Below are 14902 nucleotides of genomic sequence, written 5' to 3' on the forward strand. Positions count from 1 at the left end.
GCGATCTGTAATCGGCGGCGGCAGGCAGTGAGTCGTCAGTAGGTAATGGTAACCGTGACCGTATCGGTATAGACGCCCGGCGGTGTGGAGGTCGCAGGCGTTGGCGCGACCCGGCCGTAGATGGTGAGGTTCTGGGCGGACCCATTGCCTGTCCCGGCCACCGTGCTGGTGTTGAGCACGTTGCCCCAGCGCAGTGTGCGGGCCGCGTTCTGGTACAGCTCATAGGGCACGGTCGCGCCGGTAGTGCCCACGCGCATGCGCCGGTTGCCGCTGCCATCGGCATTGCTGCCATTGTCCAGGCCGATCTGGAACGGGCTGCGGTTGACGCAGGTCAGGCTGAACACCGCCGTGCGGTCGATGTTTGCCAGGACCGTGCCGGTGCTGCTGCCAAAATCCATCGGTGCGGTTACATAGGTGCCGCAGGCTGGATTGACCGTGGCGTTGGCGATCACCGACATCGTCGCGGTGATCAGGCCCGAGTTGCCGGTGACGGTGGGGGCAGCCACGGTGCAGTTGGCCGGGTAGGGCGGCGTACCCAGCAGGGGTTCGTTGTAGGCGTACTGGAATGTCGCCGCCAGGGTGCTGGTGAATGTGCCGGCCGACAGCACCTGGCTGGCGGGATAGCGGCCATAGAGGATGACCGTGCCCGACCCCGATCCACCCAGCGCCGGCACCGGGTACTGCATCTGGTACATGGCCCAGGCCGGACTGCTGGCAACGCTGCTGCCGATCACGGTGGTGCGGTTGGCGTCGCTGTAGATCTGGTAGTTGAGGCGGTCGCCGAAGCTGTTGGCGAACGTGCGCGATGGCGTGATGGTGGTGCCGCCCGTTCCCGCCGGCAGGCCCACGCAGAAGGTGACGCGTACATTGGCCAGCAGGGCGACGGCTCCGGTGGTGCAGGTGATGGTGAAGGAGGTGGTGGTATCGACCAGGCCGTTGGAAACCGTGCCGAAGGCCAGGGTGGGGCTGCTCAGCGAACAGCTGGTCGCGGCCTGCGCGGGCAGGGCCTGCATGCCCAGCCACAGCGCCAGCAGCGCACCCAGTAGACGGATCATGGCCGTGGCTCGGCGATACAGCGCACCGCCGGCAACCGGCGCGTGCCCGCTGCCGGCCGCTGCACCTGCGCACGGCAGCGGCCGAGCTCACTGTCGATCAGCAGAGTCGCCGCCTCGGCGCTGAACTCCAGCCAGGCCTGGCCGTCGTGCCCGATAACGGTCGGTGCGATGCCCTGACCCTGCACCCGTGCACCCAGCGGCAGTGGTTTGCCATCGGCGTCTGTCAGCGTCAGCAATGCACCATGCGATTGCCGCAGCGGGAACTCCACCCGCATGCCGGCGCTCTGGCGTGGGGTAGCAAGTGTCTCCACCTGTTCGGCGCGCAGATCGGCGGGCAGGCCAAGGGTGTCGATGGTCAAGCGGTTGCGCTGCCACGACAGAAGGGGGGTGACCAGCAGCAGGCCCTTGTCATCGGTGACGCCGACCGGGCGGTTCTCCAGCAGCACCGGAACGCCGGGGCGGCCGGTGGACACCACCGCGAAGGCATCGGGTACCTCGCGCGCGGCGAACACGCTGCCGGCCATCCATACCAGGCTGCCGCTGGCATTGCCGTAAGCGAAGGTCTGGCCGCTGTTGCGGGAAATGCCGGCCGAATAGCGGCCATGAGCGCCCAGTGCGCCAATCTCGGCCAGGCCGCCGCCATCATCGCGTGCCTGCAGGCGCCAGCCGGGGCCGCCGCGGCTGCCATCGCCGGGCACCGGGCGCATGATCTCGGCACTGGCGTAGTGGCGCTCGCCATTGCGCTGGGCCGACAGGCTGGCCTGGCGATCCTCGCCAAGCCGGGTGCCCAGCGATAGATAGACGCTGCGGTTGCGCCGCTGGTCGATGTCCTGGGTGGCTGACAGATAGGCATTCCAGCGGCCGAACGCGCGCGACCAGAACAGGCTCAGGTAGCGGCTGCGGCTGAAGGGCAGCGCCTGCGGCGGCGCCGGCTGCGGTGCGTCCAGCAATGGTTGCGGCTGGTCCAGGCGCAGATAGCTGATGCTGAACGAGCCCAGATGCTCCAGGTCAACGCCGAAGGAGGCCTGCTCGCTCACCCGGGGCGGTACGTTGTCCTGCAGGCTGCCCAGATCGCGGTAGTCGCCGCTGGTACGGCGGCTGGCCAGATTGACGTTGAAGCGGCGGTTGTTCCAGTTGTAGCCCATGCCGTACTGGCGGCCATTGCGCTGGCCGTCGCGGCTTTCGCTCCAGTTGGCGCTGAGCACACCGGCCCGCCCCAGCAGCCAGGCGCCGCCAAGCCCTGCGTTGACGATGCCGCCTCCGCCTTCGGCATGGGCCTCTGCAGTGAAGCGGTTGTTGACGCCCCGTCGCAGGGTGGCGCTGGCAACCGTGTCGGCGTCGTAGCGGAAGGAGTGGATGCCATAGTCGCGCCGCAGCCGGCCGATGCCCGCCGACCAGTCGGACAGGCCGGCGGCCAGCAGCTGCTGGGTGCCGTAGAAGGAAAAATCCAGCGTCTGCATGCGGCCGAACGCATCGGTGACCACCACCTGCGCCGTGCCCGTGCCGTTGATGCCTGGCTGCGCCGCCAGCTGGAACGGGCCGACCGGCACCTGCCCGCTGTATTGGCGCAGGCCGTCGATGTACAGCTCGACACTGGAGGGGACCACCGCCTCGCCGAGGAAGGCCGGCGTCGGGGTCAGGACACGGTACGGCTGCAGCCCGTAGTTTCGACCGATCTGGATGCCGGCCATGCGCGCCGGCCGTGACCATTCCAGAAAGCCGCTGTAGAAATCGCCTACGGTCAGGGTCAGTGCCTGCTCTGGCAGGTCCAGGCGCCAGCTGGTATCCAGCCGAACCGATTCCTGCTGCCAGCCTTCGCCGGGCAACTGGTAGCTGCGCATCAGTGTGGTGTTGCGCAGGGTGCCGTTGCCGAACCCGAACAGACGCAGGTCGCTGTTGAGGCTGACGTTGCCCAGCCCGTCGCTGTGGCTTGCATAGACGTCGTAATTGAGAGCCATGCCCGGCGATACCTGCGCCTCCGGAGCGGTCTCGCTGCCCCTGCCCAGCTGTGCCACCGGCAGCTGCAGCTGCTGCAGCGGCACCTGCAGGTCGAGAACCTGAAGGCTGGCGTCGTAATGCACCACCAGCTGCGTGATCTGATCCAGATAAACCGGTGCATCGCCCTGCACCGGAAAGCCGAGCTGGCGCAGCGTGGCAGCGGGCGCCTGCAGTCGCCCGGCCTGCTCGTGGAACAGCAGCAGCCCGCGCGGGGCGTGGTTGAGGCTGGTGTCCAGATACAGCGCCTGCGGCGCGGTCAATGGCGTGGGGGCCGGCAGAGAGACTTCAGCGGAGATGTCGGCGCCAGCCGGCAGTCCGCGGCCGGCGCCATGCACGGAAACCGATGCCAGTCCGGTGCAGCAGGCCAGCACGCAGGCCTCAGCGAGCCGGCGGCGTCGTGGGCAGGGGCGTAAGCTGCGACCCACCATTGATCCTCGCACTGAAGATGCCGCCTGCCAGTTGTGCAGGGGCCTGCTGCAGCGCCCAGCGCATGGTCTGCCCGGGCAGCACATAGCCGACCAGGCCAGGCAGCAACGGCGTGCTGCGTTGGCCCAGCAGGACGGCCAGGTCGGCGACCTGCGCCTGTCCATCGCCGCTGTTGTGCACTTCCAGCATTGCCGGGCCGGCACCGTCCTGGATCAGCCGCGCCTGCAGCCGGGGTGCGGGTGGCTTGCCCTCGGGTTGCACGAACACGGGAATGGAATAGCGCAATACGAACTGCATCCCCTGGCGGGTGGGGTCATAGGCAGGGATCTCATCGACGATGACCCGGAATGCCTGCTGGACGGCGGGGGCGCTGGCATCGACGCGGACCAGGCGGACCAGCTGCCGCTGGCCGGCCGCCAGTGACTGCATGGGCGGGCTGGGCAGCAGGGCGTCACTGGCTTCCAGCTGGTCACGCCCGTCGGCCTGCTGCCATCGGTAGATACGCACCTGCACCTGCACCGGCTCGGTGCCGCTGTTGCTGATCCACAGCGCCTCGGCGTTCTGGTTGGCGCGCAGTTCGAACTGGGTGGGGGATACCTGCAGGCTGGCCGCCATGCAGAAGGCAGGCGGCAACGCGAGCACCATCAACGCCAGCTGTTGCAAGCGGCGTCCGCGGGGCATTGGCATCAGCACGCCCTCAATAGGTGATGGTGGCGGTGATGGTGTCCTGGTAGGAACCTGGGGCAGCGTTGTTGACGCTGGGGTTGGCCACCTGGCCATACACCTGGTAGACCTGGTTGGCGCCGGTGCCGGTGCCGGCCACGGTGTTGGTGCCGGTGCTGGCCCCCCATACCGTGTTGTGGCCCGAATCCTGGTAGAGCTGGTAGCCGACGAAGTTGTTGGCGGTCACCCCGGAGTCGGTGTTGCGCATGCGGCGGGTGGTCACATCGCCGGCGGTGCCTGGGTTGAGGCCGGCATTGAGCGCGATCGTGTAGGGGGTGGTCACGCTGCACTGGGCAGTTACCGTGCCTTGCGCATTCAGCGGGGTGACGGAGCTTGAATCAGCATTGCCGAAGTTGACGTTGGTCGCCGCAGCCGCGGTGATGGTGCAGGCCTTGTTGATGGTCAGCAGCACGTTGAAAGTGACGGTGTCGGCAGCGGCGACGGGGCCGGCAACCAGCAGGGCCAGGACCAGGGCCAAGGGGAGACGAACTGTGGATCGCATGGACAACCTCCCTGACCCGAAGGTCTGTTGAACAGAGCGAAGACGGCACGTTCGGCGCCGCTTTGACGACAGTGGCCCCAGCTTAGGCATCGCAAGTGTCTGTATTCCGTGAGAATCGGGGAATCGAAAGGGTGTTGACCATCACGCTTTCACATTCCTTGCCGGAACCGTGCATGGCCCGGATCGCCAGTTGGGTGGCGTTCGTTCGGATTGCGGCCGGATCGGCGATAATGGGCGCCATGAGCGTGAATCTGAAAACCCCGCAGGAAATCGAGATGATGCGAGTCGCCGGCCGCCTGGCCAGCGAAGTGCTCGACATCGTCACCCCCCACGTCAAGCCCGGTGTCACCACCGAGGAACTGGACCGCATCTGCCACGACCACATCGTGAACGTGCAGGGCACCATTCCGGCCAACGTCGGCTACCGCGGCTTCCCGAAGACCGTGTGCACCTCGGTCAACAACGTCATCTGCCACGGCATTCCCAGCGAAGGGAAGGTCCTGAAGGATGGCGACATCATCAATATCGACGTCACCGTCATCAAGGATGGCTGGCACGGCGACACCAGCCGCATGTTCTTCGTCGGCACCCCCTCGGTGATGGCGCGGCGGCTGGTGGAAGCCACCTACGAAGCCATGTGGCGCGGCATCCGCGCGGTGCGTCCGGGCGCGACGCTGGGCGACATTGGCCATGCCATCCAGAGCTATGCCGAAGGTGAGCGTTTCAGCGTGGTGCGCGAGTACTGCGGCCACGGCATCGGCAAGGTCTACCACGACGAACCGCAGGTGGTGCACTACGGCCGTCCCGGCCAGGGCCTGGTACTGCAGCCGGGCATGACTTTCACCATCGAGCCGATGATCAATGAGGGCACCCGCTACAACAAGGTGCTGCCGGATGGCTGGACCGTGGTGACCAAGGACCGCAAGCTGTCGGCGCAGTGGGAGCACATGATCGCGGTCACCGAGACCGGCGTCGACGTGCTGACCCTGTCGCCGGGCGAGTCGCAGGTCTCCTGAGGATGCTGCCGGCGAGTTCGCTGCTGGACACGCCGGCCGCGTCGCTCAATGACACGGACTGGGCTGCTGCCGCGCGCCAGGCGCTGCAGCAGGCCGACGCGCGCCTCTACCGCCGCTTCGACCAGGGCGACAACATCGAGCGCCTGCTGGCGCTGCGAGCGCGCGCTGCCGACCACCTGATCCGCCTTGCCTGGCAGCGATGCCTGCCCACCGACAGCGGCCTGTCGCTGTTCGCGGTGGGCGGCTACGGGCGTGGGGAACTGTTCCCGTGTTCGGACATCGACCTGCTGGTATTCGGAGAGCCGGCGGCGCAGCTGGCCCACGAGGCCGCGCTGGCGCGCCTGTTCGCGCTGTTGTGGGATTGCGGGCTGGCGGTCAGCCACGCCGTGCGCTCGGCCGCGCAGTGCCGTGAGGCTGCTGCCGACCAGACGGTGATGACCGCACTGATCGAGGCGCGCCCGATACTTGCCGAAGATGCGATCCGGCGCGCGCTGCGCGAAGCCATCGATGACCGTGAGCTGTGGCCGGCGCGTGCGTTCTTCCTGGCCAAGCTGGAAGAACTGCGCAACCGTCACCAGCGTTTCGGCGACACCGCCGACAACCTGGAGCCCGACCTGAAAGATGGTCCCGGCGGCCTGCGTGACCTCAATACGCTGGGATGGATGGCGCTGCGCGCGTTCGGTGTGCGCGATCTGGAAGCGCTGGTCGGGTTGGGCCACCTGGGGGCCGACGAAGCGGCTGCACTGAAGCGCGAGCGCGCGGTGCTGGCACGCCTGCGCTTTGGCCTGCACCTGGTGGCACGTCGCCCGGAAGAGCGCCTGCGCTTCGATTACCAGAAGACCCTGGCCGCGCGCCTGGGCTTCGAAGACGACGCCGAGAACCTCGGTGTCGAGAAAATGATGCAGGGGTTCTACCGCGCCGCACTGGTGGTGCGCCGGATCAGCGACCGCCTGCTGCAGCGCTTCGAGGAGCAGTTCGATGGCGAGGCGCAGCCGGAACCGCTGACCGTTGGTTTCTCCCTGCGTCGTGGCTATCTGGCCGCCAACGAGGCCGAATGGCCGCGTGGCGACATCGGCCAGGTATTCGCGCTGTTCGCCGGTTGGGCCAACAACCCGCAGGTACGCGGCCTGCATTCGTTGACCGCGCGCGCGTTGGCCGAATCGTTGCCACTGCTGCCGGCCTACGACCAGGCCGATTCCGATGCACGCGAGCATTTCCTGGCGCTGCTGCGCGGTCAGCGCCCGGTCGATACGCTCTCGCGCATGGCGCGGCTGGGCGTGCTCGGGCAGTGGATTCCCGCCTTCGCCCAGGTCAGCGGGCGCATGCAGTTCGATCTGTTTCATGTCTATACCGTCGACCAGCACACGCTGATGGTCCTGCGTAACATCGGCCTGTTCGCCAGCAGCCGTGCCGACGAGCGCTTCTCGATCGCGCACGAGGTGTGGCCACGCCTGCGCAAACCGGAACTGTTGTTGCTGGCCGGCCTGTTCCATGACATCGCCAAGGGCCGTGGCGGTGATCACTCGGAACTGGGGGCGGTCGATGCGCGTGCGTTCTGCCAGGCGCACGGACTGAGTGCCTCCGATACCGAGCTGGTCGCGTGGCTGGTCGAGCAGCACCTGCGCATGTCCATGACCGCGCAGAAGCAGGACATCGCCGATCCGGTGGTGATCCATCGCTTCGCCACCCTGATCGGCAGCCGTGATCGTCTGGACTACCTGTACCTGCTGACCTGCGCCGACATCGCCGGCACCAGCCCGAAGCTGTGGAACGCATGGAAGGACCGGCTGCTGGCCGACCTGTACTTCGCCACGCGGCGTGCGCTGCGCGAGGGCCTGGAGCATCCGGTACCGGCCGCCGAGCGCGTGGCCGAAGCACGTGACAGCGTGCGCGCACTGGTGCGCGAGCAGGGTTACGACGACGCCACCATCGATCGCCAGTTCGCGGTGATGCCCGACGAAGGCTTCATCCGCCTGCGCCCGGAGCAGCTGGCCTGGCAGGCCGCTGCCCTGGTGCCGGTGAAGCAGGGGCAGGCGCTGGTGAAGGTGCGCCGGATCAGCGTCGACGATCCCGCGCTGGAAGTGTTCGTGCACTCGCCTGACCGCGACGGCCTGTTCGCAGCGATCGTGATGACGCTGGACCGCAAGGGCTACGGCATCCATCGTGCGCGCGTGCTGGATGGCCCGGCCGATACCATTTTCGATACGTTTGAAGTGAGCCCGGCCGATACCTTCGCCGATGGCAGCAGTGCCAACCTGGAAGCCGCCCTGCGTGAAGCGCTCAGCGGTGACCTGACCCGCCTGCGGCCGTCACGCCGTGTGGTGCCCCGGCAGCTGCGCCACTTCCGTTTTGCGCCGCGCATCGAGTTCCGCGATGAACCCGGCGCGACCCGTTTTGCCCTGGTCGCCCCCGACCGTCCCGGCCTGCTGGCCGATGTGGCGTTCGTGCTGCGCAACCAGGGCCTGCGCGTGCAGGACGCGCGCATTGCCACCTTTGGCGAACGCGCCGAAGATACCTTCGTGATCAGTGACGAACACGACCTCCCCCTGACTGAACCCGCCCGGCAGCAGCTGCATGACGCAATGCTGGCCTGCCTGGACCCTGATCGAAACGCCGGAGACCCCGCCTGATGGCCACCAAGCCCGCCAAGAAAGTTCCACAACAGCCGAAGGCTGGTCAGACTGCCGCGACCACCAAGAGCGCAGCGGCCCGGAAAACTGCTGCCGTCACGCCGGCCGCGAAGAAGGCCGCTGCGCCGAAGAAGGCCGCTGCAGTGAAGGCCCCGGTGAAAAAAGCCGCAGCAGCGAAGAAGGCTCCGGCCAAGAGCGCTGAAACCACGCGCGCCGAGACCATCGCCCGCAAGTCGCTGCGCAAGCCGGCGTCGCCGGGCGTGGAAGAACTTAAGTTCGGCATCGAGAGCGCCTTCGAGCGCCGCGCCACGCTGACCCTGCACGAGCTGGAAGGCTCGACCAAGCCGCTGGTCAACCGCGTGATCGATGGCCTGGAGAGCGGCGAATTCCGCGTTGCCGAGCCGGACGGCCACGGCGGCTGGAAGGTCAACGAGTGGTTGAAGAAGGCGGTGCTGCTGTATTTCCGCGTCAATGACATGGCCGTGGTCGACGCAAAGCCGGCGCCGTTCTGGGACAAGGTCGAATCGCGCTTTGCCGGCTATGACGAGGCGAAGTTCCGCCGTGGCGGCGTGCGCGTGGTGCCGGGGGCAATCGCCCGCCGCGGCACCTACTTCGGCAAGGACGTGGTGCTGATGCCGAGCTTCACCAACATCGGCGCCTACGTCGGCGAAGGCACCATGGTCGATACCTGGGCCACCGTGGGTTCGTGCGCGCAGATCGGCCAGCATTGCCACCTGTCCGGCGGCGCTGGCATCGGCGGTGTGCTGGAACCGCTGCAGGCCAGCCCGACCATCATCGAGGACCACTGCTTCATCGGTGCGCGTTCGGAAGTGGTGGAAGGCGTGGTGGTCGGCCACCACAGCGTGATCGGCATGGGCGTGTTCCTCAGCCAGAGCACCCGCATCTACAACCGTGCCACCGGCGAGATCAGCTACGGCTACATCCCCCCGTACAGCGTGGTGGTGTCCGGCTCGTTGCCGAGCAAGGACGGTACCCACTCGCTGTACTGCGCGGTGATCGTCAAGCAGGTTGATGCCAAGACCCGCAGCAAGACCAGCGTCAACGACCTGCTGCGCGGCCTGGCCGACTGAAGGTGATTGCGCCGGAGGATCTGGCGCAGTCCGCGATCTACCGGCATCCGTCCGACACCCTGGTCGGGCGGATGCTGCCGCGCCTGCTGCACGCTCCGCGCTGGACCCGGCTGCGCCGCGCACTGTCGCGGCGCTGGCCGATGCTGGCGCTGGTCAGTGACGTGCGCGATGTGGTCTACGTGAGCTGGTGGGTCGACGTGCGCCACGCACCAACGCCGCCACCGGGCCATCATTACGTGGTCCATGCCGGACGTACGCCTTACACCATCCTCAGCTACCGTCACGGCCACTTCGGGCCGGCGTTGGCCGGGCCGCTGCGTTTCCTGATGCCGTCGCCAAGGCAGAGCAACTGGCGCTGGTACCTGCGCCGCGACGACGATCCGGACGGAACGCCGGTGGTGCTGTTCGATCGCAATGTGATGGACCAGCTGCCCTTCGTGGCTGGCGCGCGTGCGTTCAGCGATGCCATGCAGCCGCATCTGCCCACACGCTTCGAGCATGTGGTGCGCACCGATGGCGATGGGTACACCCTGATCGAAGGCGGGCAGGGCAGTGCGCCGAGGTTGCACCTGCAGTGGCAGGCCGCTGCAGGCCGGGAGGATGCGGCGGCGTGGTCGGCGGCCTTCGGCGGGCACCAGGCCGTGCTGCGTTTCGTCACCTGCCAGGACGAGGCCATCGCCCGTACCTGCGACGCCCGCTGGGCCAGCACCCGCATCGCGCTGCCGGTGGAGATCGCACAGCTGCAACCGCTGCAGCTGGAAGGCGAACCGCAGTGCCCGCGCCTGCAGGCAATGGGCGTGGCGCTGCACGAGGGGCTGGCCTTCCGGCTGCCAAGGGTGCCGTTCCGGGTCGTGTCCGAGCGCCTGTTGTGAGATTCTGGCCCTCTGTTTTCCAGCATCACAGATGGCCATGAGCACCACTGTCTACGGTTTGAAGAACTGCGATACCTGCAAGAAGGCGACCAAGTGGCTGGACCGCTTCGGCGTGCCGTACACCTTCGTCGACTACCGCGACAACAAACCCAGCCCGGAAACGCTGCTGGCATGGGCGGCGCAGCTGGGTGGCCTGGCCGCGATGGTCAACAAGTCCTCCACCACCTGGCGGCAGCTGCCGGACAACCGCAAGGCTGCTGATTCCGAGGCCGAATGGAAGCTGCTGCTGCGCGAGTACCCGCAGCTGATCAAGCGTCCGCTGGTGGTCACTGCCGATGGCACGGTCAGCCAGGGGTTCAGTGACAACGGTTTCAAGGCCCGCTTCGGCGTGGGTGACGCATGAGTGCGGTCCTCGACCTGACCTGCGAACTGATCGCACGACCCTCGGTGACGCCGGATGATGCTGGCTGCCAGACACTGCTGGCGGCACGCCTGAAGCAGGCCGGGTTCCAGTGCGATCACCTGCGCCTGGGCGAGGTCGACAACCTGTGGGCGACCCATGGGCAGGGTGCGCCGGTGCTGGTGCTGCTGGGCCACACCGACGTGGTGCCGCCCGGCCCGCGCGAGGCCTGGGCCAGCGATCCGTTCACGCCGCAGATCCGTGAGGGTGTGCTGTACGGCCGTGGCACCGCCGACATGAAGGGCAGCGTGGCGGCGTTCGTGGTGGCCGCCGAGCAGTTCGTGGCCGCGCATCCCGATCATACCGGCACGCTGGCGGTGCTGCTGACCAGCGACGAGGAGGGCGATGCCATCGATGGCGTGCGCCACGTTGCACGGCTCTTCGCCGAGCGCGGCCAGCGCATCGACTGGTGCATCACCGGCGAGCCGTCGTCGACCGCGACGCTGGGTGACCTGCTGCGCGTGGGTCGTCGCGGCAGCCTGTCGGCCAAGCTGCGCGTGCAGGGCGTGCAGGGTCATGTGGCGTATCCGGAGAAGGCACGTAACCCGATCCACCAGGCGGCGCCGGCCCTGGCCGAGCTGAGTGCGCGGCGCTGGGATGACGGCTACGAGAGTTTCCCGCCGACCAGCCTGCAGATCTCCAACATCCATGCCGGTACCGGTGCCAACAATGTGATTCCCGGCGAGCTGGAGGTGGATTTCAACATCCGCTACAACCCGCACTGGGATGCGCCGAAGCTGGAGGCGGAGATCACTGCACTGTTGGACCAGCATGGCCTGCAGTACACGCTCAAGTGGCATCGCAGCGGTGAGCCGTTCTACACCCCGGAAGGCACGCTGCGTGCGACTGCGCGCGCGGTACTGGCCGAGCACATCGGCCGCGCACCGGAAGAAAGCACCGGCGGAGGCACCTCCGATGCACGCTTCATCGCGCCGCTGGGCGCGCAGTGCATCGAAGTGGGGCCGGTCAACGCCAGCATCCACCAGGTGGACGAGAACGTGCGCGTGGACGAGCTGGAAGCACTGCCGGGGTTGTACCAGCGGCTGGTGGAACGGTTGCTGGTGTGAGCCCCGCAGTGGGGATGCCTCGATCCTGCTGAGGTGGGTGCCGACCGTTGGTCGGCACGCCTCCCGCCGGGGCCGCTTCTCTACTCCGAAAAAATGAAGAACGGCGGCTCGATCGCCTTCTTCCAATAACTTGGCGCGGCCATGTAGAAGTGCTGCGCCTCGGCGCGCGCGAACCAGCGCGCCGCAGCATCGGTGTCCTTCTCCACGCCCGGCGCACTCCGGCCCAGCAGCAGCCCGGCGAAGTACTGGCCGAACACATTGCCCCTCTCACCGGCGCGCTGGTACAGCTGCAGGGCACGGGCAGGATCGCGTGGCAGGCCGACGCCCTTTTCAAGCAGCGCGCCAAGATCGACCTGTGCGTCGGCGTCGCCTGCAGCGGCGCGGCGTTGGATCCTCGCCACCAGCGGATGCACGGTATCGCCTGTGGCCGCTACCGCACCGGGCAGTCCCGACGATGACGACGCATAGCGCTGGTAGACCATCGCGCGCAGGTCCCAACGCAGTGCGCGCTGGGCGTCGTCGCGCTCGCGATAGGCCTTGGCCAGGTCGAAGAACGCGTACGGATTGCCGTGATTGGCGGCGGCCAGAGACCAGCGTTCGCCACGTCGCCAGGACGCGCGCAGCACCGGTGCTGGGTTGATGTGTGGACTGTCGGCATACCGCAGCGTGCCGGAGGTCCAGATCCGGCCCAGCGCCTCTTCCGCCTTGGTGTTGTGGAAGCTCCAGGGCGTGACCGCCGCGGCGCGCTCGTAGTAGGTGACGGCGCGCAGATCGTTGAAGCGCTCGAAGGTCCGCGCGGTTTCCCAGGCACCGTCGAAGCTGCCATCGGTTCCGCGTTGCTCCAGTGCCTGCTGCTGGTCCAGCTGCAGTGTGGAGGGTGGGGGCAGGCTCTGGCAGGCGGCCAGGCTTAGGCAGAGCAGGGCGGCCAGCGCCCCGGTGCGTCCATTGCGGTGTTGCATTCCTGTTACACGGTTCAGGGCGGGCCATTATGCGCTCCAGGCGTGGTTGCCGACGCAACTGTTGCACCGCGCCGGAAACCGGGGTAGGGTCGATGCCATGTCGATCCGCTTGGCCACCGCCGTCAATAACAACAACCGCAATAATCTGCGCGCGAATAATCGTGCGCGGCCGATGCGGGACTGCGCCCTGGGTAGATAGACAGCAACACACGCCCGGACACCAGAAAACCCGCATCAGCCGATGCGGGTTTTTTTGTGCCCGGGTGCAGTCCCACCCGGGCCTGGTTGCCGGTCGAACACCTTCCCCGTGAAATCCCCACAACAGGAGCTCTGCCATGTGTTCGATCTTCGGAATCTTCGGCCTGCAGGCCGGTGACGATCTTCCCGCCCTGCGCCGCCATGCGCTGGAACTGTCGCAGCGCCAGCGCCACCGTGGCCCGGACTGGAGCGGCGTGTACCTCGACGAAGGTGCGCTGCTGGTCCATGAGCGGCTGGCCATCGTCGACCCGGCCGGTGGTTCGCAGCCGTTGTTGTCGGCCGATGGCCAGCTGGCGCTGGCGGTCAACGGCGAGATCTACAACCACCAGCAGCTGAAGGCCACGTTGACCACCGCCTACGACTTCCAGACCGGTTCGGACTGTGAAGTGATCAACGCGCTGTACCGTCAGGGCGGTACGCCAGCACAGTGGCTGGAACAGCTCAACGGCATCTTCGCCTTCGCCCTGTGGGATCGCGATGCTGGCCGTGTACTGGTGGCACGCGATCCGGTCGGCGTGGTGCCGCTGTACTGGGGTCACGATGCACATGGCCGGCTGCGCGTAGCCTCGGAAATGAAGGCACTGGTCGATACCTGTGCCGATGTCGCGCAGTTCCCGCCGGGCCACTATTTCGACAGTGCCAGCGGTGAGCTGGTGCGCTACTACCAGCAGCCGTGGCGGGACTATGGCGACGTGCAGGGCCGCCAGGCCGACCTCGCCGAGCTGCGCCAGGCTTTCGAACATGCGGTGGAACGCCAGCTGATGAGTGACGTGCCGTACGGCGTACTGTTGTCCGGCGGCCTCGATTCGTCGCTGGTGGCGGCGGTGGCCGCGCGCTATGCGCGCCGCCGCATCGAGGATGGCGGGCAGACCGAAGCCTGGTGGCCGCGCCTGCATTCGTTCGCGATCGGCCTGAAGGGCTCGCCCGATCTGGCGGCCGGGGCGATCGCTGCCGAGGCACTCGGCACCGTGCATCACGGCTTCGAATACACCTTCGAGGAAGGCCTCGATGCGCTGCCGGAGGTGATCCGCCACATCGAAACCTATGACGTCACCACCATCCGTGCCTCCACGCCGATGTTCCTGCTGGCGCGGCGGATCAAGGCGATGGGCGTGAAGATGGTGCTCTCCGGCGAAGGCAGCGATGAGATCTTCGGTGGCTACCTGTACTTCCACAAGGCGCCGGATGCACGCGAATTCCACGACGAGCTGGTACGCAAGCTCGATGCCCTGCACAACTACGATTGCCTGCGCGCCAACAAGTCGATGATGGCCTGGGGCGTGGAGCCGCGTGTCCCGTTCCTCGACCGCGAGTTTCTCGACGTGGCGATGCGCTTCGATGCCGCGCACAAGATGGTCGGTGCCGGCTTCGGTGGGCGCCGCATCGAGAAGGCGGTGCTGCGCGAAGCATTCGAGGGCTACCTGCCGGACAGCATCCTGTGGCGGCAGAAGGAGCAGTTCAGCGATGGCGTCGGCTACGGCTGGATCGACGGGCTGAAGGCGCATGCCGAAGCGCAGGTGAGCGACCGTGTGTTGGCGGCAGCGGACAAGCGCTTCGCGCACAACCCGCCGCAGACCAAGGAGGCGTACTACTACCGCCACCTGTTCGAGCAGTTCTTCCCGAGTCGTGCTGCGGCGGAGACCGTGCCGGGCGGCAAGTCGATTGCCTGTTCGTCGCCGGCCGCCATTGCCTGGGATGCCAGCTTCGCGGCAGCGGCGGACCCCTCGGGCCGCGCGATTGCCGGCGTGCACGAGCAGGCACTGGCCTAAGTCCCAAAAAGGGGACGGAGGGGATTAAGTCGTTTTTGCCACAAACGACTTAATCCCCTCCGTCCCCTTTTTCGTA

12 protein-coding genes are annotated in these 14902 nt (G+C 67.2%); 7 read left to right on the forward strand and 5 right to left on the reverse strand.

The window, feature by feature from the left end; translation table 11 throughout:
- Positions 1 to 35: 35 nt before the first annotated feature.
- The 4 genes from SMAL_RS06505 to SMAL_RS06520 are packed head-to-tail and all read right to left on the reverse strand — an operon-like array spanning position 36 to position 4704.
- Positions 36 to 1055, reverse strand: coding sequence for a Csu type fimbrial protein (locus SMAL_RS06505; protein WP_012510517.1), 1020 nt, complete (start codon positions 1053 to 1055; stop codon positions 36 to 38).
- Complete coding sequence (locus SMAL_RS06510) at positions 1052 to 3481, reverse strand: fimbria/pilus outer membrane usher protein (RefSeq protein ID WP_079993539.1); 2430 nt, start codon at positions 3479 to 3481, stop codon at positions 1052 to 1054. The genes SMAL_RS06505 and SMAL_RS06510 overlap by 4 nt, the downstream gene beginning before the upstream one ends.
- A complete protein-coding gene (locus SMAL_RS06515) occupies positions 3432 to 4166 on the reverse strand; it encodes a fimbrial biogenesis chaperone (RefSeq protein WP_004151081.1) in 735 nt (244 codons plus the stop codon). The genes SMAL_RS06510 and SMAL_RS06515 overlap by 50 nt, the downstream gene beginning before the upstream one ends.
- Before the next feature lie 10 nt (positions 4167 to 4176).
- A complete protein-coding gene (locus tag SMAL_RS06520) occupies positions 4177 to 4704 on the reverse strand; it encodes a Csu type fimbrial protein (protein WP_004151083.1) in 528 nt (175 codons plus the stop codon).
- A gap of 173 nt (positions 4705 to 4877) precedes the next feature.
- Between SMAL_RS06520 and map the strand changes: the two genes are divergently transcribed.
- The 6 genes from map to dapE are packed head-to-tail and all read left to right on the forward strand — an operon-like array spanning position 4878 to position 11840.
- Positions 4878 to 5720, forward strand: a complete 843-nt coding sequence (gene map / locus SMAL_RS06525; RefSeq protein WP_079993540.1) for a type I methionyl aminopeptidase — start codon at positions 4878 to 4880, stop codon at positions 5718 to 5720.
- Positions 5721 to 5740: 20 nt separating this feature from the next.
- Positions 5741 to 8350 carry a [protein-PII] uridylyltransferase gene (locus SMAL_RS06530; RefSeq protein WP_485616898.1) on the forward strand — a complete coding sequence of 870 codons (2610 nt, stop codon included), beginning with the start codon at positions 5741 to 5743 and terminating at the stop codon, positions 8348 to 8350.
- The gene (gene dapD / locus SMAL_RS06535; RefSeq protein WP_012510520.1) at positions 8350 to 9441 is read left to right on the forward strand and encodes a 2,3,4,5-tetrahydropyridine-2,6-dicarboxylate N-succinyltransferase; all 1092 of its coding nucleotides are present in this window, start codon (positions 8350 to 8352) and stop codon (positions 9439 to 9441) included. The genes SMAL_RS06530 and dapD overlap by 1 nt, the downstream gene beginning before the upstream one ends.
- A gap of 2 nt (positions 9442 to 9443) precedes the next feature.
- Positions 9444 to 10313 carry a hypothetical protein gene (locus SMAL_RS06540; protein WP_012510521.1) on the forward strand — a complete coding sequence of 290 codons (870 nt, stop codon included), beginning with the start codon at positions 9444 to 9446 and terminating at the stop codon, positions 10311 to 10313.
- A 31-nt stretch (positions 10314 to 10344) separates the two neighbouring features.
- A complete protein-coding gene (locus SMAL_RS06545; RefSeq protein WP_012510522.1) occupies positions 10345 to 10716 on the forward strand; it encodes an arsenate reductase in 372 nt (123 codons plus the stop codon).
- Entirely contained in the window at positions 10713 to 11840 is a 1128-nt protein-coding gene (dapE, locus tag SMAL_RS06550) for a succinyl-diaminopimelate desuccinylase (protein WP_012510523.1), read from the forward strand. Before SMAL_RS06545 ends, dapE begins: the two co-directional genes overlap by 4 nt.
- Before the next feature lie 80 nt (positions 11841 to 11920).
- On the opposite strand, the gene SMAL_RS06555 is transcribed toward dapE, so the two are convergent.
- Complete coding sequence (locus SMAL_RS06555) at positions 11921 to 12799, reverse strand: tetratricopeptide repeat protein (protein WP_012510524.1); 879 nt, start codon at positions 12797 to 12799, stop codon at positions 11921 to 11923.
- Between the two features lie 335 nt (positions 12800 to 13134).
- On the opposite strand from SMAL_RS06555, the gene asnB reads away from it, so the two are divergent.
- On the forward strand, positions 13135 to 14826 hold the full coding sequence (asnB, locus tag SMAL_RS06560; protein ID WP_012510525.1) for an asparagine synthase B: 1692 nt from the start codon (positions 13135 to 13137) through the stop codon (positions 14824 to 14826).
- Positions 14827 to 14902: the final 76 nt, after the last annotated feature.

This window comes from Stenotrophomonas maltophilia R551-3 (assembly GCF_000020665.1).
GTDB classification, from domain to species: domain Bacteria; phylum Pseudomonadota; class Gammaproteobacteria; order Xanthomonadales; family Xanthomonadaceae; genus Stenotrophomonas; species Stenotrophomonas maltophilia_L.